The sequence below is a fragment of the Paraburkholderia bryophila genome, from assembly GCF_003269035.1.
Lineage (GTDB): Bacteria > Pseudomonadota > Gammaproteobacteria > Burkholderiales > Burkholderiaceae > Paraburkholderia > Paraburkholderia bryophila.
Map to the genome: position 1 here is coordinate 325764 of NZ_QLTK01000006.1, position 24489 is coordinate 350252.

Sequence of the window (24489 nt, forward strand, 5' to 3'; positions counted from 1 at the left end):
GACGACCGCGCGCGCCCTACACGGGCGCGACGAATGCGCGATCAGGACCGGCAGTGATCAGGAAACGGCAGGAGGGGCGCGAGGACGGCCGGACGGAAACGCACCGAGCGGCGTGAAGCGGGTGGAGAGCGTGGGCGGGGCGGTACCGGCGAGCGTGAGCGAGGCTTGCGGCTCGACGGCGGCGACCGTCGGCATGGCGACGTGGTGTTCGAGCAGATGGCAGTAGCCGCAGGCGCCGAACGCGTCGTTATGGCTGAGTTGAACCGGCGCCGGTGTGGCGACGACAGGCTGGCTGAGCGCGCCCACTCCGCGCGGCTGAAGCGCCGAGCAGAGCGCGGCGATAGGCTCGCCCGCGCGGCTCGACGCCAGCAGTTGACTCACGAGCGGCGCGAACACGACCAGGCACATGGCGACGAGGCCAAGCCAGGCGGTCATGCGGTTGCGGGCGCGTAGAGTCATGAGATTGAAAGTTAAAAGCGGGGCGATTCTAGCACTGCGGCGCGAACTTTTCTCGCGTGATCCTGGTTATAGCGGGGGATTAGAGGGCCGAACACCGTTCATTTCCCGCCGTTACCGGTGCGCGGATTGGCTTAAGCTGCGTGGTACATGTTGCGCATTCCGTCCCGCGCGGCGCTTTGCCGCGGCACGCAAGCAACGATCGACCTGGCCGGCACAGCGCCGGCCTTCATGCACCACGACTCATGACCACGACGCAGACGACCGACACCTCGATCACCGACCTCAACCAGCAGGCCGTCGCGCTAGTGTCGACCGGACAGTTCGCCGACGCCTTGCAGCGGGTTGCGCCGATGCTCGCGCCGCTCGTTGAAGGCACAACGATACCCGACGACGCACTCGCCGACGCCTTGAATATCGCCGGCGCCTGTTCGTTCGCGCTGCGCAATCTGGACGATGCGGACGACTACTGGCGCCGCTGTCTGCAGATCAAACCCGGTTACGTGGAGGTGTACGACAGCCTGGGCATGCTGCACAAGTCGCTGGGGCGACTCTCGGCGGCCAAGGCGATGTACCGGCAACTGATCGTTCTGCGGCCGGACCGGGCCGATGCCCACCACAACCTCGGCATCGTGCTTTACGGGCTCGGCTACAAGGAAGAGTCGGAGGCGTCGTACCGTCAGGCGATTGAAATCCGTCCGGATTACGCGGAGGCCCATTACAACCGCGCGATGGTGCTGCACGAATTGCGCCGTCTGCCCGAAGCCGAAGCGGCGTATCGGGCGGCGCTACTCGGTCTGCCCGGGCACGCCGAATCGCACAACAACCTCGGCAATGTGTTGATGGAACTTGGCCGACTGCCGGAAGCGGACGCTGCGTATCGTCAGGCGCTGACGATACGGCCGCAATATCCGGAGGCGCTGAACAACCTGGCCGGCGTGCTGAAGGCGACCAACCGGCTGGAAGAAGCCGAACTGGCTTGCCGCCTTGCGCTCGCCATGCGTCCGGATTACGCAGAAGCGCATCTGAATCTCGGCTCGGTGCTGACCGATTTCACGCGCCTGCCCGAAGCCGAAGCGGCCTATCGCGCTGCGATAGCCAGTCGTCCGGATTACGCCGAGGCGCACTACAACCTCGGTATCGTGCTGGCCAAACTCGAACGTTTCGGCGACGCCGAGCGCGCGTATCGCGAGGCGCTGCGCTGGCGGCCGGATATCGTGCAGGCACACAACAATCTGGGCTGCGTGCTGCGTTTGCTCGACCGTTTGCCCGAGGCGATCGAGGCCTTCACGCAGGCGTTGGCCTTGTGCCCCGACCTCGCCGAGGCGCATTACAACCTCGGCGCGGCGGCGGCGCAACTCGGGCGGCTGACGGAAGCCGAAAGCGCTTATCGTCGTGCGCTCGCGTTGAATCCCGCTTACGGCGACGCACGCTTCGGGCTCGCCGTGTTGCTGCTCAGCATGGGGCGTTTCGAAGAGGGTTGGCAGCTTTACGAGTTTCGCTATTTTCAACCCGGTTTCGTCCATCACAAGACGCGGGAAATGCTGGGGTGTCCGCAGTGGGGCGGCGAGACGCTGGCCGGTAAAACACTGCTGGTGTGGCAGGAAGACGGTCTCGGCGACATGATTCAGTTCAGCCGCTATTTCGCTTTGCTGAAGGCGCAAGGCGCGAAGCGGATCGAGTTCGCGTGCATGCCGGCGCTGCATCGGTTGATGGCCTCCGTGGACGGGGTCGATTCGTTGGTCGACCATGACACGGCGTTGGCGCGCACGTCCAGTTACGACTGCTGGACGAGTCTGATGAGCGCGCCGCTGCATCTGCGTACGCTGATCGACACGATTCCGCGTCCTACGCGTCTGAGCGCGGAACCGCAACTGGTGGAGCGGTGGCAGCCGGTGCTGGACGCGCTGCCGCCAGGCCGCAGGATCGGCCTCGTCTGGAAGGGCAACGTGGCGCACCATAACGACGCGAACCGCTCGGTTCCTTCTCTTTCCATGCTCGCGCCGCTCTGGACCGTACCCGGCCTGAGCTTCGTGAGTCTGCAAAAAGGGCAGGGCGAAGACGAAGCGCGCAACCCGCCGGCTTCGCAGCCGTTGCTTCATCTCGGCTCGCAGCTCAACGATTTCGCCGACACGGCGGCGATCATCGACCAGCTCGATCTGGTGATTTGCGTGGACACGTCCACCGCGCATCTGGCCGCGTCGCTCGGTAAGCCGTGCTGGGTGATGCTGCCGGAAAAAGATATCGACTGGCGCTGGATGCACGAGCGCAGCGACTCGCCGTGGTATCCGCACACCATGCGGTTATTCCGCCGCGCACCGAACGAAGATTGGTCGATGCCGATCGACCGGGTGCGTCAGGCGTGTATCGCGCGATTCGCTGCCGATGTGGCGGTTGAGCGCCGCACCGACAGCGTGAACTGAACGGCCATTCCGTTGCCTTTGCAACGACGTGACCGCGCCGTCACTTGACCGGCGCGGTGCGTTTGCGGCGCGTCGGCGTACTCGCATGAAAACGGTTTTCGGTCGTCTCGATCGCCTGACCGAGAAACTGCAGGAACATGCTCATCGCGACCGTGGTGCTCAAGTCCGCGCGTTGATACAGGCAACTGAACGATCTGGCGCCGGCATCCGCTAGCGCCGACCACGCGAGCTTGCGCTGCGCCACGTCTTCCGCAACGTTCTCCGCGATCAGAAAGCCGATCCCCACACCTTCCGCCACCAGCCGGCGCACCATCGACACCGAACTGGTTTCCACCAGCGGCCGCGCCTTGCGTTTCTCGCGGTGATCGATCTGATCGACCATGGCGCGCAACTCGGTGTCCGGCGTCATCAGAATGAGCGGATAGTCGAGACAGTCACGTAGTCGCGGCCGCTTGTTCAGTTTGGTCAGCGGATGTCCCGGCGGCGTGACGAGCCCGAGGTGCTGCGAGAACGCGCGCACTTCCACGACGCCGGGCGGCGGCTTGCGGCGCAGTCCGTAGCCGATGTCGGCCTCGCCGGTCTCGACCCACTTCAGGATGCTTTCACCGTTGCCCGAGCGCACGCTGTACGTCACACCGGGATAGCTCTGCATGGCTGCCATGATCGCATCGGGCACCAGCTGTTCGGCCGACGAGGGCGACACCGCCAGGTTGATATGGCCGCGCCGCAGCGAGCGTAAATCCTCGACCTGGGTCATCGCATTGTCGAAATCGCGCTGCCCGCGCCGCACTGCCGCAATGATGATCTCGCCGGCGGTGGTGAGCTGCATACCGCGCGGCAAGCGGTCGAACAACGGCGAGCCGACCTGCTCTTCCAGATTGAGGATTTGCTGGTGTACCGCGGCAGCGGTCAGGTGCAGCGATTCGGCCGCCTTGCGGATCGAACCGCGCCTGACCACCTCGTCGAAACAGCGGAATGTCTGCGATATTGGACGCATATTTGCACCGTATAGTTTTTCCGTACAGGCCGTATAAAACAATCATGTTTTCCTGACGGATCGAATAGCCTAGATTTTGCTCCATCATCTTAACGGAGCGAATCGTGACCACCACTGTCGACCAGATTACCCAGCGGCGCCGCGGCGTCGGTCTCATCGCGCTCGACCCGCAACGCTCGGCGGGCGGGTATACGCTGATCGCGCCGCAGACGGCGGGCGGGCGCGTCTATCTCGTCGACATTCGCGGCGAGGTCGTGCACGAGTGGCAAATGCCGGTGCGTCCCGGCCGCCACGCGGTGATTCTGCCGAACGGCAATCTCGGCTACAACGGCAACCATGCGAACTCGGAAGACCGTTACGCGCCGTGGTCTATGTGGCACGGTGGCGATTTCTACGAAGTCACGCCGCAAGGCGAGGTGGTCTGGCGCTACGAAGATCCCGCCCATCATCACGACGCGCAGTGGCTGCCTAACGGCAATCTGCTGTACGCCGCGTGCGAACGGGTGCCGGCGGGCTTCGCGGAGCGTGTGCCGGGCGGCACCGCGCATGGGCCCGACGAGCCGATGTACGCGGACGTGATTCGCGAGGTGAATCGTGCCGGGGAGCTGGTATGGGAGTGGAAGGCCGCGGAACATCTGAATCCGAAGGACTTTCCGATCGCGGCCGGCTTTGGCCGCTATCACTGGCCGCTCGTCAACGGACTCGGCGTGAACGCGCAGGGCGAGGTGCTGATGAGCTTGCGCACCACCTCGGGGATCATCGCCGTGGACCGTGCAAGTGGCCGCGTCACGACGCACATTCCGCCGAGCGTCGTGTCGCATCAGCATGCACCGGTGGCGCTCGCCAACGGCAACATTCTCACGTTCGACAACGGCAACTTCCGCACCGGCGCACATGTGGCGTTCTCGCGCGTGCTGGAGATCGATCCATCGACTCGTGACGTGGTGTGGTCGTACGCGGACGACATGGTCAATGCGTTCTACAGCGCGTTCATGGGCAACGCGCAGCGTCTCGCCAACGGCAATACACACGTCACGGAATCGGCGACGGGGCGACTGTTCGAAGTGACGCCGGAGGGGGAGGTGGTGTGGGAATACGTGATTCCCTGGTTCGGCGAATATCCGGACGAAGCCGCGCGCAAGACCGGCCCCGGCCAGTTGAATAGCGTGTTCCAGACCTTCCGCTATAGCCGCGAGCAATTGCCGTGGTTGCGCGCATGAACGTGGTGCGCGCGGTGCGCGTCGCGCGCGCCGTTGCGCCTTATTGCGAATCGCCTTCCGGGGGTTACGTGAATCCTGATCCAGCCACACATGGCGTCGACACGCGGTTGCCTGGCTGGCAACTGGCGCTGTTCGGCCTGCAGCATGTTCTGTCGATGGCAGCCTCGCCGGTGACGGCGGTTTTTCTGGTGTCGAAGATGTTGTCGCTGCCGGGCGACATGACCGTGCATCTGATCGGCGCGACTTTTTTCGTGTGCGGGGCGGGCACGTTGCTGCAATCGCTGGGCGCGGGCTCGATCGGCGCGCGCCTGCCGTTCGTCATGGTGCCGGGCGGCGCGCCGGCCATGCTGTTCGCGGTGATCGCCACGCAGACGGATTTGCGCACCGCCGCGGGTGCGGCGATCCTCACCAGTCTGTTTTACTGGATCGTGTTGCCGGTGTTCGCGCGCTGCCTGCGGTTTTTCCCGCGCGTGGTGGTGGGCACGATGCTGGTGCTCGTGTCGGTGAGCCTGGTCAAGATCTACGCGGGAATCGTGGTCGGGCAGCCGGGTACGCCGGGATTTGCACGGCCGCTGTCGCTCGGTCTCGCGGTGGTCACGATCGTGGCGACGATTGCAGTGGCGCGTTTGTTCAAGGGCACTGTCGGACGCTTGGCGGTGTTGTTGGGGCTCGTGGTTGGCACGCTCGTCGGCTGGGCGGTCGGGCTGATGCCCGTTGCCGGTCTGTGGGACGGTCCGCTGTTCACGCTGCCGGCGCTGCTGCCGTTCGGCAAGCCGCGCTTCGACGTGCTCGCCGCCTTGCCGATGCTGATTTTCAGCGTGATCTCGATGGCCGAGGCGACCGCGCAGACGGTGGCCGTCGGCGAGATCACCGGCAAGCCGATCGACATGCGCCGCGATGTGCCGCGAACGATTCGCGGCGATGCACTCGCGTCATTAGTTGGTTCGTTGCTCGGCACGTCGCTCATTATCACCAGCGCGGAGAATATCGGCGTCGTGCAGACCACCGGCGTGCGTTCACGCTACGTCACCGCGACGGCCGGCGCGATGTTGATGGTGGTCGCGTTGTTCGCGCCGCTGGGGCGCCTCGCTTACGCGATTCCCGCGCCCGTGGTGGGCGGCACGGCGCTGATCGTGTTCGCGATGATCGGTGTGATGGGCATCAATCTGCTCGGCAAGGTCGATCTGCATGCGCGTGGCAATCAATACACGCTGGCGGCGGCGCTCGTCGTGGGGCTGATACCGATTCTGGTGCCGAACGTGTATGCGTCGTTTCCGGGGCCGGTGCAGATCGTGCTCGGTAACGGCATGGCGGCGGGCACGCTCACGGCGATCGCGGTCAATCTCGTGTTCGGTGCATGGCGTCTCGTGCCGGCGGAGAAAGTCCAACCCACCTGACTTACCCGATAGCGGGTATCGACGCCTTCGTGATGCGTGATTCGTAGTTCGCCTTTCTCCTTCCAACGCTTCACCCCACACTTCATGAAAACAAAATTCGCTTTTCACGCGACGGCGTTCGCGTGCTCGGCTGCGCTCGGCGTTTCTTCAACGGCGCAGGCGCAGAGCAGCGTCACGCTGTATGGCAGTCTCGACGCCGGCCTCGGCTATGTGAGCAATCTGCACGGCGCAAAGGCTTATATCGCCGAACAGGGCACGTTACAGGCAGACCGGCTCGGCTTTCAGGGTGTCGAGGATATCGGCGCGGGCCGCACGGTGCTATTCAGGCTCGAAAGCGGTTTCGTCACGACGACCGGCGCTTCCGCCAGCAGCAGTACATTTTTCAATCGGCAAGCGTATGTCGGTCTTGCCGATCCGGTCTTCGGCACGGTGACGCTGGGCCGTCAGACAGACTGGAATTTCGAGTGGCTCGGTTCGGTTTCGACGGGGCAATTGCTCGGCGATTTCTCGGCGTTTCATCCCGGCAATCTGGACGGTCTGGGCAGCACGTTGCCGGTGCAACTATCCAATACCGTGAAATGGAAGAGTGCGAATTATCACGGTCTTTTGCTCGGTGCGATGTACGGATTTGCGGGCGCCGCGGCGAGCAATACCAACGGGCGGACCATTAGTTTCGGTGCGAACTATACGAACGGGCCGGTCAAGCTGGTGGCGGTTTATTCCGAGTATCGCGACCGCTTGTTGCCGCTTTCCACCGGGCTCGGGCTGACTTCGTTCGAAGGCCAGACGCTTGCGCCGGGCGCGACTTTCAACGCGAAACAGGTGCGCGATATGGGCATTGGCGGATCGTACCGGTTCGAGCGCGTGACGGTGCATGCGCTGGCCACCGACTTGAGGATCGAATCGGCCGGTGGCGTCGAACATTTTCGTAGCGTGGATGGCGGCGCGAATCTGCGTTTGACGCCCGCCGAAGAAGTGTCGGCGGGGGCGTGGACCGCGACGCTCACCGGACACCGCTGGACGCAATTCACCGTGGCCAACGTCTATTCGCTGTCGAAGACGACCCAGCTCTACGCGGACCTGATGTTCGAGACCGCCGGCGGCGGCGCGGTGGCGAACACGATCGGCATTGGCGCGGCGTCAGGCGGACGGCAAACGGTTTTCCTCAGCGGGATTCATCACCTGTTTTGAAGGCTATGCTTCGCTCACCTGCAGGTGGTACAGCCCCCACGGCGACAACTCGAAGCGATCCTTGAGCGGTTTGCTCGACAGTTCGGCGATGTTGTCGGCGTCGTAGGTGGCCCAGAGCGGACCGACGCCGCCCAAGGGCAGGGGCTTGCCATCCATCTGTGTCGCGACGATGAAGCGATACGCGCGCACTTTGTCGAGCGTGGTCATCACGGCATAGCCGTCTACCGCGTGCATCAGAATTTGCGTGCTGCCGGCACTCGGTGCGCCGACATGGTCGAGTACGTCGGTTAATAGCGGGCCGCTCAATGTGTGCTGGCGGGAATCGTATTCGGTGGTGGGTTTGATCGTCACGGCCGGCATGCTGGAGATTGACGCAAAGTCCATGCCGTACGCTTCGGAGAACTTCACCTGATGCTTCGCGAGCAATTGATCGAATGCGGGATCGAGCGCGCCGCGATTGTGGCGCTTGATTGAGCCGGTGATGGTCAGCACCACGGGCGACGCATTGCAGGCTTCATGACGGGCAGGTTTGGCGGCGAATGCGGGCGCTGCCGCAGCGCTCAATACGGCAGCGCGGGTCAGGAACTGGCGTTTGTTCATTGGCGTGGACTCCCGGTTTTTTTGTTGGAGGGCGACGTGGGCGGATTAATCGTCGAGTGCTCTATTGTCGGGTAATAAGTGTGGTCTGTGCGATGACTGTTTTATGTTTCTGATTCATTGCCTCACCTTGATTGTTTGCCGGCGGGGAGAGGCCTTTCGAGTTGTAACAGAAGAGCGCGAGGGGTGCCCTCATGCTGCGCGTATCGAACTTCTATTACATCGGAGGTAATTGGCGAGCGTTCCGCTCACGCCTAATCTTCGGTGGTCGCGTCGTTCACCCTGAACCGCGTTCACCATCGAGGACACATCATGTCGACATTTCAAGTTCATACCCTTGACTCCGCGCCGGAACAATCGCGGCCCGTGTTGCAGCAGCTTCAGCAGACTTTTGGCTTTATCCCGAACATTGCGGGTGCGATGGCTGAATCGCCCGTGCTGATCGGCGCGTTTATCGATCTGTTTCAGAAGGTGCATTCGGGCACGTTTTCCGAAGCGCAGATCCAGACGTTGTTGCTGACGAACGCGGTGACCAACGCATGTTCGTGGGCAGTCGCGTTTCATACAGCGCTCGCGCTGCACGATGGGCTCACGCCCGCCGACGTCGAAGCGATTCGCGCCGGCCGAGCGCCTGCGGATCGCCAGCATGCCGCGCTTTCCGCGTTGGCGAAGACCGCAATCGAAAAGCGCGGCCATCTCGACGACCAGGACGTGAGCGCATTTCTCGAAGTGGGCTTCCGTCGCGATCAAGTGCTCGAGTTGCTCGCGGTCACGGCGGCGTCGACCATCACGAACTACGTGGGCAGTATTACGCAGCCGCCGCTGGAAGCGCAATTCCAGGTTCACGCATGGCATGCCTGAGTTGCCTCAGGAAAGAGCCGGTCGGCGACGCGTAGTATGCTGACCGGCAAGGTTCGGTTGATCGGTCAACGTGGAAGATGGCTCACGAGACACCGATCGCCGAACCGCTTCTGTATCGACCTGCGGATAAGAGAACGATGAAGCCTCCGAACCCCAGCAAGAACGCACCGCCGCACGATCTCGGCGTGCTGTTGCGTCACTGGCGCGATATGCGCGGGATCAGCCAGTTGGATTTGTCCTTCAATGCAGGCGTTTCGCAGCGACACATCAGCTTTATCGAAAGCGGGCGCAGCGTACCGAGCCGGCAGATGCTGATGGATATCGCGCAAACGCTCGACATCCCCTTGCGCGAACGCAACACGCTGCTGCTGGCCGCAGGCTATGCGCCGATGTACGCCGACAGCGCGTGGAATGCGCAAGAAATGCACGGCGTTACGAAAGCGCTCGACCGCATGCTGCGGCAGCATGAACCATTTCCGGCCATCGTCATGGACCGTTACTGGAATGTCCTGATGACGAACGAGGCCGCGCCGCGTTTCTTCAACTGCTTTATCGACATGGCGGCACGCAAGGGGCAGCGCAACATGCTGCATCTGATTTTCGATCCCGACGGCATGCGGCCGTTCGTGTCCGACTGGACAGCGGTGGCGGATAGCCTGATTCAGCGGGTCTATCGCGAGTCGGTGGGGCGGGTGATCGACGACAAAACGCGTGAATTGCTGGCGGCGTTGCGCGCGTATCCTGAAGTGGAAGCGAAACCGCAACCTGGCGACGCGCTCAAAACAGATTCTGCGTCGGCCTCCATGCCGGTGATCCCGATGGGGTTCATCAAAAACGGACGCGTGATGAAGTATTTCTCGATGGTCACCAGCGTCGGCACGCCGCAAACCATCGCCGCGCAGGAGCTACGGATCGAGTGCATGTTCCCTGCGGACGACGAGACCGAAACGCTTCACCTGCAGATGCTCGACACGAACGTAAAGGCAAAAGCACCTACCTAAGCGGACGGAACCACTACCGCCTCACTCCGCCACTGGTCGCCGCAACCGCTCCCGCACCGCGGCGACACATTCGAGCGCGGCAGGCAGCACCGGATTCACCGACTCGCTGCTATAGAACAACTGCACCGTCTCCAGAAAGCTCGCACCAGGCAACGCGAGAATGGCGAGCGCGGCGCGGCCCGCCCGCTTGCGCGCAACTGCTAATGGCATCAACGCGAGAAATGGGTAGCTCATGAGCATCGCCTCATTCGTCTGCAACGAGATGGATTGCACGCAGCCATCGGGAAATGCGAGTCCGGATTCGCCGAGCCAGCTTTGCAACGCGAGGCACGTAGGCGCCTCTCTAGGCGGCAGAATCCACGGTGACCCGGCTAGATCTGCCGGCGTGACATGCCTTCGGTTCGCCAGCGGATGATCGCGGCCACATACCACGACGATCGGATCTTCCATGATGATGTGAGAAGCGAATTCGGTTTTGCCGAATCCGACCGGCTCGGTCCGGCTCAACACGAAATCCAGCGAACCGCTGGCGAGCAATGGAAACAGCCGGTCGCTGGTCGCTTCTTGCAGCGCGACATTCACATGCGGCGCGCGCCGTTTCAACTCGAGAATCAACTCCGGCGCGAACACCGGTAATACGGTCGCGACCGCGCCCACTGAAATTTTCCCGGATAGGCCGCTGGTCAGCGCATCGACTTCATAGCGCGCCTGTTCGAGTTGATGAAACACCTCCCGTGCGCGCTTGGTCAGCGTTTCGCCGACGGCGGTCAACTGAAGCCGGTTACCGACCCGCGTCATAACCGATACACCGAGTCCGGCCTCCAGTTCGGCGAGTTGCTTCGAGATGGCCGGTTGCGTCACATTCAGCTTTTCCGCCACGAGCCGGATCTGCCCGAGACTATCGAATAGCGTGAGCAACCGCAGGTGGTTCAGCTTCAATCCAGCCTGAAAAAACCGCTCGATCGGGTCCATAGCGCTCCTCCTCGCGAATAACTTATGGTTATGTGCTTTCGACAAAATGTCAATTGCTTGTCATGCGCTCGCAGACCATGATTAAGCTCAGGAGACAGCCGCATTCATAGCGCGCCCGGACACCCCCACCATGAAACCTACGAACGTATTGTTCATTTTGTCGGACGAGCATCAACACGATCTGATGGGATGCGCCGGCCACCCGTTCATTCACACGCCGAATCTGGACGCGCTCGCCGCGCGCGGCACGCGCTTCAGCAACGCCTATACGCCGTCGCCGATCTGTGTGCCGGCCCGCGCGAGTCTCGCGACGGGCCGCTACGTGCACGACATTCGCTGCTGGGACAACGCGATTGCGTACGATGGCAGCGCGCCTGGCTGGGCGCAGTATCTGACGAACGATGGGATGGTCACGGACTCGATCGGCAAGCTGCACTACAAGAGCGAGGCGGCGCCGGTCGGTTTTCGTCATCAGCGGCAGGCGGTGCATATTCTCGATGGCATCGGTCAGGTGTGGGGTTCCGTGCGCAATCCGTTGCCGCGCACCATGGGGCGCTCGCCGCTGTACGACAAGATCGGCCCGGGGCTGTCGAACTACAACCGCTTCGATATGCGGGTGGCCGAGACGGCGGTCGACTGGCTCGGCGAGCCGCGCGAGGACACGAAGCCGTGGGTGTTGTTCGCGGGACTCGTTGCACCGCATTTCCCACTGATCGTGCCGCAGGAATATCTCGATCTCTACGATCCCGCCAGCATCGAGTTGCCGCCGTTGCAGCCGTCGAGCGGTTATGTCCGGCATCCATGGGTCGAGCGTCAGGCGATTCATATGGATCACGACGCCGCGATCGGCACCGATGAACGCCGCCGCCTCGCGATGGCCTGTTATTTCGCGCTGGTCACGTTCCTCGACGCGCAAGTCGGCAAGATTCTCGCGGCGCTCGAGGACAACGGTCTCGACGATTCGACTACCGTCATCTATAGCAGCGATCACGGCGACAACCTCGGCAAGCGCGGTATGTGGAACAAATGCCTGATGTACCGCGAGTCGACCGGTGTTCCGATGATCGTTGCGGGCGCAGGCATTCCGCGCGGTAAAGTGTGCGAAACGCCGGTGTCGTTGATCGACATTCAGAACACGATTCTGGAACGCACCGGGTGCATTGCGCCCGCGAACGCGAGCCCGGGCGAGTCGCTCGCGAAACTCGCCAACGCGCCGGCTCAACCCGAGCGGCTGGCGTTCAGCGAGTACCACGCGGTGGGATCGGAAACCGCCGCCTACATGCTGGCGAATGCCGACTACAAGTACCACCATTACGTCGGTTTGCGGCCGGAGTTGTTCGATCTGCGGCGGGACCCGCAAGAGTTGCACGATCTCGCGGGTCTGCCGGAGTACGCACCGGTGCTGGCTTCGTTCGAGAAGCGTTTGCGTGAACTGCTCGACCCCGAAGGCGTGGACAGGCTGGCGAAAGCCGATCAGGATCGTCTGATTCAGGCATTCGGCGGGCGTGAAGCCGCTTTGCAAACCGGCACGCCCGCCGCGACGCCCGTACCCGTGGCATGATTCGCGGCCGGGCAGCCGCGTGAATAACACAGAATAATTCGAGGGAGACAACCCGATGGCCTCAGCAGACCTGGCAGCGGCGGCGCACGAGCCCGCGCGCCAAACCCGTTGGAAGACGGTCATTCTCGCGAGCCTCGGCGGATCGCTGGAAATCTACGACTTCATCATTTACGGCGTGTTTGCCCGCGAAATCGCGCGGCAGTTCTTTCCCGCCGCCGATCCGATTGCATCGCTGATCAGCACGTTCGGCGTGTTCGCCATCGGCTACGTGTCACGGCCGCTTGGCGGCATCGTGCTCAGCAGTCTCGGCGATCGCTTCGGTCGCAGGCTGGTCTTTCTGGTCTCCGTGCTGGCGATGTCGGCCTCCACGATCGGCATCGGCCTGATTCCCGGTTATGCGTCCATCGGCGTGATGGCGCCGGTTCTGCTGATTCTGCTGCGGCTCGCGCAGGGCTTCTTCCTCGCAGGCGAATTGCCGTGTTCGATTACGTATGTGGTGGAAGAGATTCCGCAACGGGCGAGTCTCGTCAGCGGGCTCGTGATCTTCTGTTTGAACTCGGGTGTGCTGACGGCCACCTTGATCAGCCTCGCGCTGCATGCGGGCTTGAGCGCCGAGTCCGTGCTGGCGTTCGGCTGGCGGATCGCGTTTATTTTCGGCGGTGTGATTGGGCTGGTCTCTTACTGGCTGCGCACGTCGCTGGAAGAATCGACGGAATTTCAGCGGTTGCGCAGTCATAAGGTCAAGCGTCCGTTCCGGATCGTGCTCACCGAGTATCCGAAGCAGGTGGTCGTCGGCGTCGGCGTGGCGGGCATTGTCAATGCGTCGAACAGTCTGCTGTTCGTGGTGTTGCCGTCGTATATGACGACCGTGCTGCACGTTTCGCCGAGTCTCGCGAGCGCCGGGCAGAACATCGGGATCGCGACCATGTCCGCGTCCTTGCTGTTCTTCGCGTGGATCGGCGATCGGCTGCCTTCGCGCTATTGGCACCGGATTGGCTCGCTTCTCATGCTGGCCGGCAGCTATCCGTTCTACCGGCTCATCGCCGCGCATCAGATCGATCCGGTGGCCGCGTTCGTGGTGATCGGTTTTGTCGGCGGTCTGGTCAATGGGTCGTATGCGTACCTGCTGGCGGATCTGTTTCCCACGCCCGTGCGCTTCAGTGGCATTGCGTTATCACTCAATCTTGCTACAGTGATTTTTACGGGCATTACGCCGCTGGTCGTAACGCAGCTATTGCACAAAACCGGCTCGGCGGCGGCGCCCGGACTATTTCTGACCGGCGTCGCGGTGATCGCGCTCGTCGCCGGCCTGGGACTGAAGCGTTTCGGCGGGCAGCTTGGGCACATCGCGGAACAAGGCTGATTGTTGAATGACACGGCACCTACACGACATGACGGATTTACAGCAGGCACTCGTTGAACAACTGGGCGACCACTGCGTGTCGCTCGACCCCGGCATGCTGGACGCGCATGCGGGCGATTGGAGCGACACGGAGAAGCAACGCCCGTCGCTCGTGCTGATGCCGCGCACGCCCGACGAAGTGGCGCGCGCGCTCGGCGTGCTGTCGGCGCATCGGCAGAAGGTCGTCGTACAGGGCGGCTTGACCGGTCTCGCGGGTGGCGCGACGCCGCAAGCCGGCGAGGTCGCGATGTCGCTCGCGAAAATGAATCTGATCGAAGAGTTCGACCACGTTGGCGGCACGATCACCGTGCAGGCCGGACTCGCGCTGGAGCAGTTGCAGACCCATGTCGAAGCGCAAGGGTGGTTCTTTCCGCTCGATCTCGGCGCGCGCGGTTCGTGTCAGATTGGCGGTAACGCGGCCACCAATGCGGGCGGCAATCGCGTGGTGCGGTTCGGCGTGATGCGCGACCTGATTCTCGGCATGGAAGTGGCGCTCGCGGACGGCACCGTGCTGACGATGATGAACAAGGTTACCAAGAACACCACGGGCATCGATCTGAAGCAGTTGTTTATCGGCTCGGAAGGGATTCTCGGCGTGATTACGCGCCTCGTGCTGAAACTCGAACCCAAGCCGACGGTTGCGAATACGGCACTCTGTGCGCTCGGATCGTTCGACGCCGCGACACGTCTGCTGAAAGAACTGCGCCGTCGTTTGCCGGCGTTGTCGTCGTTCGAATTGATGTGGGACGACTTCATGTCCGCGGCAATGGAAACAGGCGGACTCAAGGCGCCGTTCGCCACGCGTTCACCGGTGTATGTGCTGGTCGAAACACTGGGCGGCTCGGAAGAGAGCGAGCGCCAGGCGCTGGAAGAAGTGCTGGAATACGCGCTGGAAGACGAAATCGTGGATGACGTGATCGTCGCGCAATCGCTCGATCACGCGCGGCAACTGTGGGCGTATCGCGAGACCGTCGGCGAATTGCTGAGCCGTTTGAAACCCCACGCCGCGTTCGACGTGGGCTTGCCGATGATCGAAATGGACGGCTTCGTCACGGCGATGAGGCAGGTGTTGACGTCGCGCTTCCCTGAGCAAACGCATCTGTTCTTCGGCCATCTCGGCGATGGCAATCTGCATCTGCTGTCCGGTCCGTATGCGAACATGGCCGACATGCACCAGGTCGAAACGCTCGTTTATGAGCAGGTGCAAAAGGCCGGCGGATGCATCTCCGCCGAACACGGTATCGGTGTGGTCAAGCAGGAGTTCCTGCATCTGAGCCGCTCGTCCGCGGAAACGGACTTGATGCGCAAACTGAAAAACCTGCTCGACCCGTGCGGCATTCTGAACGACGCACGCGTGATCGCGCCGGACCCCTCGCACGGCGGCGCTCAACCCGCCACACCAGCGCCGCACTGAACGATCAGAACTTGTGGCGCACGCCGATGCTCACGATCGCCTGCGACTGCGCCGCCGACGAGTGGCTATTGCCCTTGTCGCTGACCGACGCAGTGGCGGCGACCGGATTGCCCAGGGCGTCCAGCGTGCCGCCGGACGCGTGCTGATAGCCGCCCATCAGGTAGACCGTCGAGCGCTTCGACAGGTTGTACTGCGCGCCGAGCGTGACGTTGTGATACTGCGCGCGTTCGTCCACGCCCTCGACCTCGCCGCCGCGTGTGTAGCTGTAGCCCGCGAACAGTTGCACGGCCGGGCGGATGGTCCATTGACCGAACACGCCCGCAATGTTGAAGGTCGCGTGACCCTTGAATAGCGAGTCGGCGCCTGAACGGTATTGCACGTTGCTGTAGTTCACGCCGACGAGCGCCGGGCCGAAGTCGTACGTTGCGCCCGTCGCGATGATCTGCTGCGATTGCGCGCTGGCGTAGCCTTCGTTGATCGAGGAGTTGAACAGACCGTCGTCGGTGCCGTTCCATTTGCCGTAGGTGCTGTCTGTCGGGCCGCTCTTGCTGTTGTCCGACCGTTCATAGCCCACCCCGACGTGCAGTGGGCCATTCGCATAGCCGGCGCCGACGCTCCACGTGTTCTGCTGCTTCAGGCTCCCCGGTTGGCCGCCGAATCCATACAACGCGCCGAACGTGAAGCCCGCGTAATTCGCGCTCGTGTACTTGATCGAGTTGTTGACGCGCGCGGTCTGATCGAGATCGTCGATGTCGCCCGGATGCGCGCCGTAGCCGCCGACCAGCGCGACCGGTGCAACGGGCGCGACGAAGTCGTTCAGCGACGTGTACTGACGGCCCAGCGTGATCGTGCCGTATTGCTGGCTGCCGATCCCCACATACGCCTGACGGCCGAACAATCCGCCGTTCTGGCCGGTCTTGCCGTTCGTGATGTCGAAGCCGTCCTCCAACTGGAACAGCGCTTTCCAGCCGCCGCCCAGATCGTCCTGACCTTTGATGCCCCAGCGACTGCCCGACAGGTTGCCGCTGGTCGCCGCAACGTTCGAATGGCCGCTGTAATTGCCGGTCGTGCCGGTGCGTTCACTGCTGCGATACGAAATGCCCGCATCGACGATGCCGTACAGCGTGACGGAACTCTGCGCGGACGCAAGGCCGGCGAAAGACAACATCAGAGGGGCGGCAATCCATTGTTTTTTCATCGTGGTAATAGCTCGGTTGGAACGTCTATTTCAGGTCGCCTGAATGGCGATCTCTCTTTTTGCCGCGCCCACGCGAGCCCGCTCCTTCTCGCGACGGAGCGGGTTCGTGGTGAGGCGGGGAACAGCGTTGGTGACCTGGTTAGTGACTGAGCGACGCACCCGGCGGCATGTCAGGCGCACGCACAGTGACGGTCTTGCGGACCTTCGCCACGTCGGACGCGCTGACCGTCGAACCGGTATTGCCCCAGCTCGTGCGTACGAAGTTCGTGACGTCCGCGACTTCCTGATCGTTCAGACGCCAACCGAACGGCGGCATGGTGAACGAGGACGGCGCGGTCTTCGTGCCTTCGAGCGTGCTGCCGGTGAGCAGCACATGAATCAGCGAGGTGGCGTCTTTACCCTGTACGACCGGGTTGCCGCCGAGTGCCGGAAATACGCGGTTGTAACCGCGACCGTCGCTGCGATGGCAGGCCGTACAGTTGTCGCGATAGACGGCTGCGCCGGGTGCGGTCGCGTCGCCAGTGCGCAGTGCGCGCGCGGCGGTGTCGTTGTACGCGTACGGCGTTTCCTTCGGATCGGTGGACGGCAGCGTTTTCAGATATCGCGCGATCGCGGTGAGATCGGCGTCGCTCATGTGCTGCATGCTGTGTTGCACGACGTCCGTCATGCCGCCGAATGCCGCGCTATGCTGCGTGCGGCCGGTTTTCAGGAATTGCACGAGGTCCGCTTCGCTCCATGCACCGATGCCGGTGCGCGGATTGGCGCGCAGACTCGATGGAACCCAACCGTCGATAGGCGCGCCGCCCGCGAGAAACTCGGCGCCGTCGAGATCGGTGAGCGAGCGTTCCTGCATCGTCACGGCGCGCGGCGTGTGGCACGCCCCGCAGTGGCCTAGGCCTTGCACGAGGTAGGCGCCGCGCGCGACGACCGGATCGCTGTAGTGCTTGGCGTCGAACGTGGCGGGCTCAGGGGCGAACAGATGACGCCAGATGCCGAGCGGCCAGCGCATGGACAGCGGCCAGACGATATCTTCTGCGCGGTTCGCCTGGTCGACCGGTGCGACGCCCTGCGTGAAATACGCGTAGAGCGCGTGCATGTCGTCTTCGTTCAGACGCGCGTACGACGGGAACGGCATGGCCGGATACAAGGTGTCGCCGTTCGGCTTCACGCCCGCCCGCACCGCGCGATCGAATTGCGCGAAGGTCCACGAGCCGATGCCGGTGTTGCGGTCCGGCGTGATGTTGGTCGAGTAGATCGCGCCGATCGGCGTGTCGAATTTCATGCCGCCTGCGAAGGGTTTTCCTGCGGGTGCGGAGTGACAGGCGATGCAGTCGCCGGCGCGCGCGAGGTATTCGCCGTGGGCGATGAGTGCCGCGTCGGATTGCGGTTGCGGTTGCTGTTGAGATGGCGCTGGCGTCGTCGCCGCCTGCACCGCGAACGGCGCGCTCATGGCAGCCGCCACGCAAAGCGATACTGCACCCGCACGTTTGATAGCTCGCGCGACGCGTTGGATTTCGATCATCTTCTTCATACGCTCACCAGCGGCCCGGGGTTCTTCAGATACTGCGTGCGGATCGCTTTCGCCGACCAGTAGGCCAGCGCGGCGACGAGGCCCGTCGGGTTGTAGCCGATGCCTTGCGGAAACGCCGACGCCCCCATCACGAACACGTTATGCACGTCCCAGCTTTGCAGATAGCGGTTCAACACGCTGGTCTTCGGATCCGTGCCCATCACCGCGCCACCCACCAGGTGGGTGGTCTGATAGCGACGTGAATCGAAGTGCGCGCCGAATTCACGGGTGTAGACGTTGATCGACTTCGGTCCCATCTGCTGCGCGATCTTGTGCATTTGACCGGTGACGTACCGGGCCATCTTGATGTCGTTGTCTTTCCAGTCGAAGGTCATGCGCAGCAGCGGCTGACCGTACGAGTCGCGATAGGTCGGATCGAGGTCGAGGAACACGTCGCGGTACGACATGTTCGAACCGTGCGCATCCATGGAAATGGTGTGCGCGTAGTGGTCTTTCACCGACTTCTTCCAATCCGAACCCCAGTTCGGCGTACCGGCCGGCGTGGCGATGCCGCTGATCGGCTTGGTGCCCGCCTGGTTCACCCACAAGGGCGAGCCGCCGACGAAACCCAGCGGGCCGTGATCGAAGTTGTCGGCGTTGAAGTCGTCGACCGCGACGCCGTTACCGCCCGCGCCGATGAACGGATTGGTGAAGGTGTCTTTATCGAAGAACGCGGTGATCGTCGAGAGGTTCTGATACGCGAAATTGCGACCGACCACGCCTTCGCCCGAGACCGGGTCATACGGCTTGCCGATGCCCGACAGCAGAAGCAGATGCACGTTGTGATACTGGAACGCCGCGACGATCACGAGATCGGCGGGCTGGAACACTTCGTTGCCTGCGGGATCGACATACGTCACGCCCTTGGCGCGTTTTTTCGTATCGTCGAGATCGACGCGCAACACGTGGCAACGCGAGCGCAGTTCGAAATTCGGCAGCGGTTTGAGCGCGGGCAGAATGTTCAGATTCGGCGAGGCCTTCGAGTACATGTAGCACGCGTAGCCGCTGCAGAAGCCGCAGAAGTTGCACGGGCCCATTTGCACGCCGTACGGGTTCGTGTACGGGCCCGAGGTATTCGCCGAGGGCAGACGATACGGATTCAGGCCGAGCTCGCGCGCGGCTTTGCCGAAACGTTCGGCCGAATAGGTGTTCAATTGCGCGGCGAGCGGGAAATTATCGCTGCGCGGCGCTTCGAACACGTTGCCGTCGCCGACTACCTTGCCGTTGACTTTATAAGCCTGGCCCGAGGTGCCGAATACTTTTTCGGCGAAGTCGAAATGCGGTTCGAGTTCGTCGTAGGTGACGCCGTAGTCCTGGATCGTCATGCCTTCCGGAATGAAGCGCTTGCCGTAGCGTGCTTCGTAGTGGCTGCGCAGATTCAGCTCTTCCGGCGTGATGCGAAAGTGCACGCCCGACCAATGCAGACCGGCACCGCCGACGCCTTCGCCCGGCAGAAACGCCGCGAGTTGCCGGTACGGCAGCGCGGTTTCGGCGATGTTGTGACGGATCGATACGGTGGTCTTCGACAGATCGAGGAACAGCTTCTTGCGGACGTTGTAGGTCAGTTCGTCGATCGTGTTCGGATACGCGCCGTCCGGATAGGTGTCGCGATACTCGCCACGTTCGAGCGCGACCACGTTGAGGCCCGCCTCGGTGAGTTCTTTCGCGAGGATCGCACCGGTCCAGCCGAAGCCGACGATGACCGCGTCGACGTGCGGTTTGGTTTGAGTAGACATCAGGTGCGCTTTCCTTCGATCGACACGGGGCCATACGGATAGGCCGCGCCGTTCTGATTGACGAAGTCCATGAAATCGGCGCGCGCGCCGGGGAAGCCGATCATTTTCCAGGCGGCCATGTCGCGATTGCCGCCGTGGATCGGATCGCAGAAGTAGCCTTCGCGCGTGTTCTGCAGCAGTTGGCCGAAGAAGGTGGATGCGGGCACATCGGTGAGTTCGAGCTTGCCTTTTTCCAGCGCACTGAGGACGGTGTCGCGGATGGGGGCGTCGAGGGCGTCGAAGCTGCGGGCGTAGGTTTTCGTGCAGTACGCGTTGATGGCCGCGATGCCGAGGCGGTAGAGGTCGCGAGGGACCAGCTTGAGCTGGTAGCCGAGCTCGGGGGCGCCTTGAACGAAGGGGCCTTGCATGTACCACAGCGCGCCGTGCGCGTAGGGCGTGTCCATCTGACGGTCGATGAACTCAGGAACGCCGGCTTCGAGCGCGCCGGGGCCTTCCGCGTCGGATGGGATCAGGCGGTCGACGGCGGCTTCGATGAAGGCCCATTCCCTGGCGTCGAAGAATTTGGGCTTGTAGGGGGCGGTTTGGGCGGGGGTGCTTTCGCCTTGGCTTGCGCTTTGCGGTGCGGTTGCGGTGGGTTGCTTGTTGTCACAAGCAGCCAGTGTGCTGGCCGGAACCAGCACGATCGCCGTGCGCAAAAAGCCGCGGCGCGAGCTTAGAGGGGATTGAGACATATTGTTCTGGTCACCAGGTTGGAGCGCGTCATTGCGCTGCCAGGCAGTCTTTGGCCGGGTCGGTCGCATTGTGTCGCATGGTAAATGGAACCGGTTCCAAAGTCTTTCCGGGATTTTACAATAAGCTGTTTCGGGAAGTGAGGGAATGGGGATTTTCGGGCTGTAAGGTGTTTGGAATCAATGGGTTGGGGGTTTGGGGAGGGTGGGTTGCTGAGGTTGGGGGCTGGGCGGGGTGATGCGGAAATGCGACGGCGGGGGTGGGAGCGGTTTCGAGCGGCCCCTTGGCCGCTCCGCTGAGTTGGTTCAGTGCTGGACGGCGACCGAGCGACGCGCATGGTCCTTCTTCACGATCGCCGCGCATTTCGCCGATGAGCGTTTGCGCGGGCTGATTCTTGTCGCTGCCGACGATTGAGTTGCGATTTCGGTTGCGTTTGCAAGGAGGCGGGTTGCTTGCTTTGCCGTGAGCTCCTTGTTCGCGACGCCCTTTGCGTCGAGGGCGATCACGCCGAACAGTTCGAGGTCGGCGGCTAACTGCTGCTGGTATTCCTCGCCGGTGTGGGCGAGGAGTTCGAGCAGGGTGCGATGGCGATGACGCTCGTCGATTGTGATGGGAGGATTCCTACACAATGTGGACGCGAGTGTGGTCAGCGTCTCCAGTTGACGCATTTGGCGGTGGCAGAGGTCGAAGGCGGAGAGGGCGAGTTTTTCGTATTGGAGAGCGTCGACGGGTGGGCGTTGGGTGATGCTCTTTTTGTTGTTGGATTTGGTGGTCATGGTTGCGATCTCCCTGGTGTTTTGAGGATCGCCCGACACATGCTGGGTAGATGGTGAGCGGGCGTGTGACTGGGTTGGAAGACCGGGCCTCGAACAATGCCGGCGAGCCTCGCGGCTCCCCCGTCACCGCCCGCCCATTGGAATATATGTAGGCAGGGGCGAACGCACGCACCGCTTGGGAGGGTGTGCGTTTCGAGGCGACAGGCTTCCAAACCTGACCATTGGGTGTGTCCCGATGGTTTGGAAATTGTAAGGGAGAGTGGAGGGCTAGTGATCAACCCGGTGGGCTAAATTGGCGCGCATGGGTGATTAAATGAGGCGGACTCGGTTGTGGGCTTTAGCGTGCAGAGAGGCGTGTGTTTGAGCGAGTTCCAAGTGGCCGCATGGGGCTCGCAACAGATGTGGGCAAGAAACCTCACTGCCAACGCATGCTTTGGTATACCTAACCTTCTCGGCGAGGGACACTGACTCGCCGAGGCGGCCCGCTTCGTTGGCGGCTAATCGGCCTGAGCCGACGTTCGCATGTTGATGCCGGCATGCCCGCTCACTACAGCACAGCGGTCGTTCGACAACGGCAATCGCGAACGTCCGCTGGGACATCGACGAATGCGCTTAAAGAACAGCCGTGCGGTAGACTCGTCACATGCCTGACCTGCGACCAAGGGGAACCTATATGGCGAACGGCTTCAATGATGTGGGCTTTCTTGGCGATGACCTTGATAGCTGGCGCGACTCCGTTCATGCCGAACTCCCGGAATCGTTTGCCATCGCAGACCGAATGAATCGCATCGGCATGCGCATGATGCGTGAGTTCCATTTCGATGATCCTACGGAGGTGCAGCTACTTGCAGTCGCGGCCTTCTACCGATCGCTACAGTCGTTTCAGTCCACGATCCTGCTGGCAGAGCGTGGTGCCATGGCTGAAGCACGCTCCCTGGCGCGTCTCTGCTGCGAAGCCGTCATTCTGATGGGCGGCCTCCTTAAGGTCGAAGGTACGGTTGACAAGCTCCACGAAGACCATGCAAAGCATTGCCTGTCGCTGGCTAACGCCATGATCCACATGAACCGCGACGGGAATACCGGGATTAACCTGACACCCTTCGAGCAGGAAGTAGCCAAGGTCATGGCGGAGTATCCAAACCGACCACATTCAATCGTTTGGTCGAGCCTAGCGGTTCAGGCTGGCCTGGCAAAGCTCTTCGAACTCGCCTATCGCTTTCCGTCTGGCGATGGAGCGCATATGACGTTGGGCGCGCTACACCGCCATTACAAGGAAGAGGATGAGGTCACCCAGACCATCTTTCACCCGGACAGGTCAGATTTGCGATCCACACTGCTCGCTGCGAACGCATCGCTGGTCCATCTGCTCGGATTGGCCCAAGAATTTATGGGGATGGACGAATATGAAGCTGAAATGCGCGATCTGCTTTTGCATTGGGCCGTCAGCCGGAACGAACTTGGCCTTCAGTAGCGACTAGCGGTCGCTCGATGCTCTGATCCGATGCGAACCGAAAGGTAATGAATCGATCCTACATGAACCATCCCTTCGACGATCGGCAAAAACAATGACTTTCCTAGAAGAAAAGACGCTCCGCGTGGAACTCAGCAGCGATGATCTCGGGAGCTTGGGTGAGGGAAAACTGACGTTCGGCGGCGGCGTACTGATAAGTGTGCAATTGTCGATGATGAGTACGCTGCCAAGCGGGGAGACCGAATATCCAATTGGCGTAGTGCACGCGAAGTCGGAAAAGGGCCAATCCTTCACTCTGTATGAATGTAAGGTCTACGGCCAGACAATTTACGCGGACTATCTGATCATTGGTCACGTGCCTGAACCACAATTTCAACGGATCGATGTCCGTTATGCCGACGTGTCCGAATGGTTTCTCCAGTGGCGGAAAATTGAAGGAAAAGTCGGCGAGGAGCTCACATGGTCCGGTCTGCCCGATGAAATATCGGCAGACTTCGAAGACGGCGGTCGTCGGTTCCATTTGAACACCGAATATGGTGGTCAGGTCGCACACAATGGGAAAGACCACGTCTTGCATGAGCACATCGAGTTTGCGCTTCAACCCGCCACCGGGCTCCTGACTTTGCTCGACGCGAGAGAAAAGGCCATGGAGCTTGCGTGTCTGCTCTCGATCCTGATCGCCCAGCCGACATCGATTCTTGAGGTGGCTGTGCAGACCCCGGCTGGACGCTATTTCGCCCTCTATTTTGCAACCTTCAAGCCAGTTGCTCGAGATGCGTCGGTCAACGATTTTGTCCGTGATTGCTTTGTGCAGAAACACTGGCTAGACGGGAAGTGGGAAACAATCCTGCGACAATATTTCGATTCCCCCCATCGAAAGGTTCGGTGGACGCGCCTCGCCGGGATGCAGCGTTACGAGGGATTCTGGGAATACAACGCTCTCGGATACGTCTCCCTGCTGGACAGCTACGTCAGCCACAATCCACCAAAGAAAGGAGTAAGGCCGCCGCGTCCCGAGGGGATGAGGAGGTTGCAGGATGCGCTGGGCGGGTTCGCCCAGCCGCTCGATCAAAAGGTGCTTACAGATGTGCTGGACGCTGTCCGCCAAACATTTTCCTATCCTCAAGAGGCAAAATTTCCCGAGAAATATGCCGCCGCGATCGCTTCGACAGATGCAGATATCGTCAGAATCGTTAACCTTTCAGATGAAAATTTTCGGCTGATCAAGAAAGTACGGGACAAGGTTGCGCACGGGCAGGCCCTCGAACTGGAGGAGGGGGAGTTCCGGCAGATCCATATCGTAGTCACCCGGATTGAGCTGTTGCTGACCTATTGGGCATACCTCGACTTCGGCCTATCAAAGGAAGATTTCTTGACGGGCTTGCGGAGTCCATTCACACGCCTGCGCCGCCTCGCACAGATTGAACCGCCCCGGGAATCGTGGAGGCTGGTTGGTTTAAGTTAATGCGGGTTCGGCGACCGGTGTTTCAAGTTGCCGATAGTAGTTTGCCTCAGCT

20 protein-coding genes are annotated in these 24489 nt (G+C 61.9%); 11 read left to right on the plus strand and 9 right to left on the minus strand.

Annotation, left to right across the window (positions count from 1 at the left end; translation table 11 throughout):
* Positions 1–57: 57 nt before the first annotated feature.
* Complete coding sequence (locus tag BX591_RS13485) at positions 58–459, minus strand: DUF2946 domain-containing protein (protein WP_111931929.1); 402 nt, start codon at positions 457–459, stop codon at positions 58–60.
* A 242-nt stretch (positions 460–701) separates the two neighbouring features.
* Here BX591_RS13485 and BX591_RS13490 point away from each other — a divergent pair, with 242 nt between their 5' ends.
* Positions 702–2879, plus strand: coding sequence for a tetratricopeptide repeat protein (locus tag BX591_RS13490; RefSeq protein ID WP_111931930.1), 2178 nt, complete (start codon positions 702–704; stop codon positions 2877–2879).
* Between the two features lie 40 nt (positions 2880–2919).
* Here the strand turns inward: BX591_RS13490 and BX591_RS13495 are convergent, their stop codons facing one another.
* Positions 2920–3876 carry a LysR family transcriptional regulator gene (locus BX591_RS13495; protein WP_111931931.1) on the minus strand — a complete coding sequence of 319 codons (957 nt, stop codon included), beginning with the start codon at positions 3874–3876 and terminating at the stop codon, positions 2920–2922.
* Positions 3877–3980: 104 nt separating this feature from the next.
* Here BX591_RS13495 and BX591_RS13500 point away from each other — a divergent pair, with 104 nt between their 5' ends.
* From BX591_RS13500 to BX591_RS13510, 3 genes are all read left to right on the plus strand, one after another.
* Positions 3981–5096 carry an aryl-sulfate sulfotransferase gene (locus BX591_RS13500; protein ID WP_111931932.1) on the plus strand — a complete coding sequence of 372 codons (1116 nt, stop codon included), beginning with the start codon at positions 3981–3983 and terminating at the stop codon, positions 5094–5096.
* Positions 5097–5164: 68 nt separating this feature from the next.
* A complete protein-coding gene (locus BX591_RS13505; protein WP_111931968.1) occupies positions 5165–6493 on the plus strand; it encodes a uracil-xanthine permease family protein in 1329 nt (442 codons plus the stop codon).
* 84 nt (positions 6494–6577) lie between these two features.
* Complete coding sequence (locus tag BX591_RS13510; protein ID WP_111931933.1) at positions 6578–7684, plus strand: porin; 1107 nt, start codon at positions 6578–6580, stop codon at positions 7682–7684.
* A gap of 3 nt (positions 7685–7687) precedes the next feature.
* Here BX591_RS13510 and BX591_RS13515 read toward each other — a convergent pair whose 3' ends face one another.
* Positions 7688–8284 (minus strand): putative pterin-binding protein, encoded by a 597-nt coding sequence (locus BX591_RS13515; RefSeq protein WP_111931934.1) that lies wholly within the window; start codon positions 8282–8284, stop codon positions 7688–7690.
* A gap of 309 nt (positions 8285–8593) precedes the next feature.
* Between BX591_RS13515 and BX591_RS13520 the strand changes: the two genes are divergently transcribed.
* The gene (locus tag BX591_RS13520) at positions 8594–9142 is read left to right on the plus strand and encodes a carboxymuconolactone decarboxylase family protein (RefSeq protein ID WP_111931935.1); all 549 of its coding nucleotides are present in this window, start codon (positions 8594–8596) and stop codon (positions 9140–9142) included.
* A gap of 137 nt (positions 9143–9279) precedes the next feature.
* On the plus strand, positions 9280–10143 hold the full coding sequence (locus BX591_RS13525; protein ID WP_111931936.1) for a helix-turn-helix domain-containing protein: 864 nt from the start codon (positions 9280–9282) through the stop codon (positions 10141–10143).
* A gap of 21 nt (positions 10144–10164) precedes the next feature.
* On the opposite strand, the gene BX591_RS13530 is transcribed toward BX591_RS13525, so the two are convergent.
* Positions 10165–11115: a LysR family transcriptional regulator gene (locus tag BX591_RS13530; RefSeq protein ID WP_111931937.1), complete on the minus strand. Its 951-nt coding sequence runs from the start codon at positions 11113–11115 to the stop codon at positions 10165–10167.
* A gap of 130 nt (positions 11116–11245) precedes the next feature.
* On the opposite strand from BX591_RS13530, the gene BX591_RS13535 reads away from it, so the two are divergent.
* Genes BX591_RS13535 through BX591_RS13545 form a run of 3 tightly spaced genes read left to right on the plus strand, consistent with a single transcriptional unit; the run spans position 11246 to position 15492 of the window.
* Entirely contained in the window at positions 11246–12676 is a 1431-nt protein-coding gene (locus BX591_RS13535) for a sulfatase-like hydrolase/transferase (RefSeq protein ID WP_111931938.1), read from the plus strand.
* 55 nt (positions 12677–12731) lie between these two features.
* Positions 12732–14039, plus strand: coding sequence for an MFS transporter (locus tag BX591_RS13540; RefSeq protein ID WP_111931939.1), 1308 nt, complete (start codon positions 12732–12734; stop codon positions 14037–14039).
* Positions 14040–14046: 7 nt separating this feature from the next.
* The gene (locus BX591_RS13545) at positions 14047–15492 is read left to right on the plus strand and encodes an FAD-binding oxidoreductase (protein WP_167444548.1); all 1446 of its coding nucleotides are present in this window, start codon (positions 14047–14049) and stop codon (positions 15490–15492) included.
* Positions 15493–15496: 4 nt separating this feature from the next.
* Here the strand turns inward: BX591_RS13545 and BX591_RS13550 are convergent, their stop codons facing one another.
* The 5 genes from BX591_RS13550 to BX591_RS13570 all read right to left on the minus strand — a co-directional run bounded on the left by BX591_RS13550 (position 15497) and on the right by BX591_RS13570 (position 21501).
* Positions 15497–16690 carry a porin gene (locus tag BX591_RS13550; RefSeq protein ID WP_111931941.1) on the minus strand — a complete coding sequence of 398 codons (1194 nt, stop codon included), beginning with the start codon at positions 16688–16690 and terminating at the stop codon, positions 15497–15499.
* 139 nt (positions 16691–16829) lie between these two features.
* Entirely contained in the window at positions 16830–18221 is a 1392-nt protein-coding gene (locus BX591_RS13555) for a c-type cytochrome (protein ID WP_111931942.1), read from the minus strand.
* Positions 18218–19996 carry a GMC family oxidoreductase gene (locus BX591_RS13560; protein ID WP_111931943.1) on the minus strand — a complete coding sequence of 593 codons (1779 nt, stop codon included), beginning with the start codon at positions 19994–19996 and terminating at the stop codon, positions 18218–18220. The genes BX591_RS13555 and BX591_RS13560 overlap by 4 nt, the downstream gene beginning before the upstream one ends.
* Entirely contained in the window at positions 19996–20727 is a 732-nt protein-coding gene (locus tag BX591_RS13565; RefSeq protein WP_111931944.1) for a gluconate 2-dehydrogenase subunit 3 family protein, read from the minus strand. Before BX591_RS13565 ends, BX591_RS13560 begins: the two co-directional genes overlap by 1 nt.
* 303 nt (positions 20728–21030) lie before the next feature.
* A complete protein-coding gene (locus tag BX591_RS13570) occupies positions 21031–21501 on the minus strand; it encodes a hypothetical protein (protein WP_111931945.1) in 471 nt (156 codons plus the stop codon).
* A 673-nt stretch (positions 21502–22174) separates the two neighbouring features.
* Between BX591_RS13570 and BX591_RS13575 the strand changes: the two genes are divergently transcribed.
* On the plus strand, positions 22175–22972 hold the full coding sequence (locus BX591_RS13575) for a DUF5677 domain-containing protein (RefSeq protein ID WP_111931946.1): 798 nt from the start codon (positions 22175–22177) through the stop codon (positions 22970–22972).
* A gap of 94 nt (positions 22973–23066) precedes the next feature.
* Complete coding sequence (locus tag BX591_RS13580) at positions 23067–24437, plus strand: ApeA N-terminal domain 1-containing protein (RefSeq protein WP_111931947.1); 1371 nt, start codon at positions 23067–23069, stop codon at positions 24435–24437.
* The last annotated feature ends 52 nt before the right edge of the window (positions 24438–24489 follow it).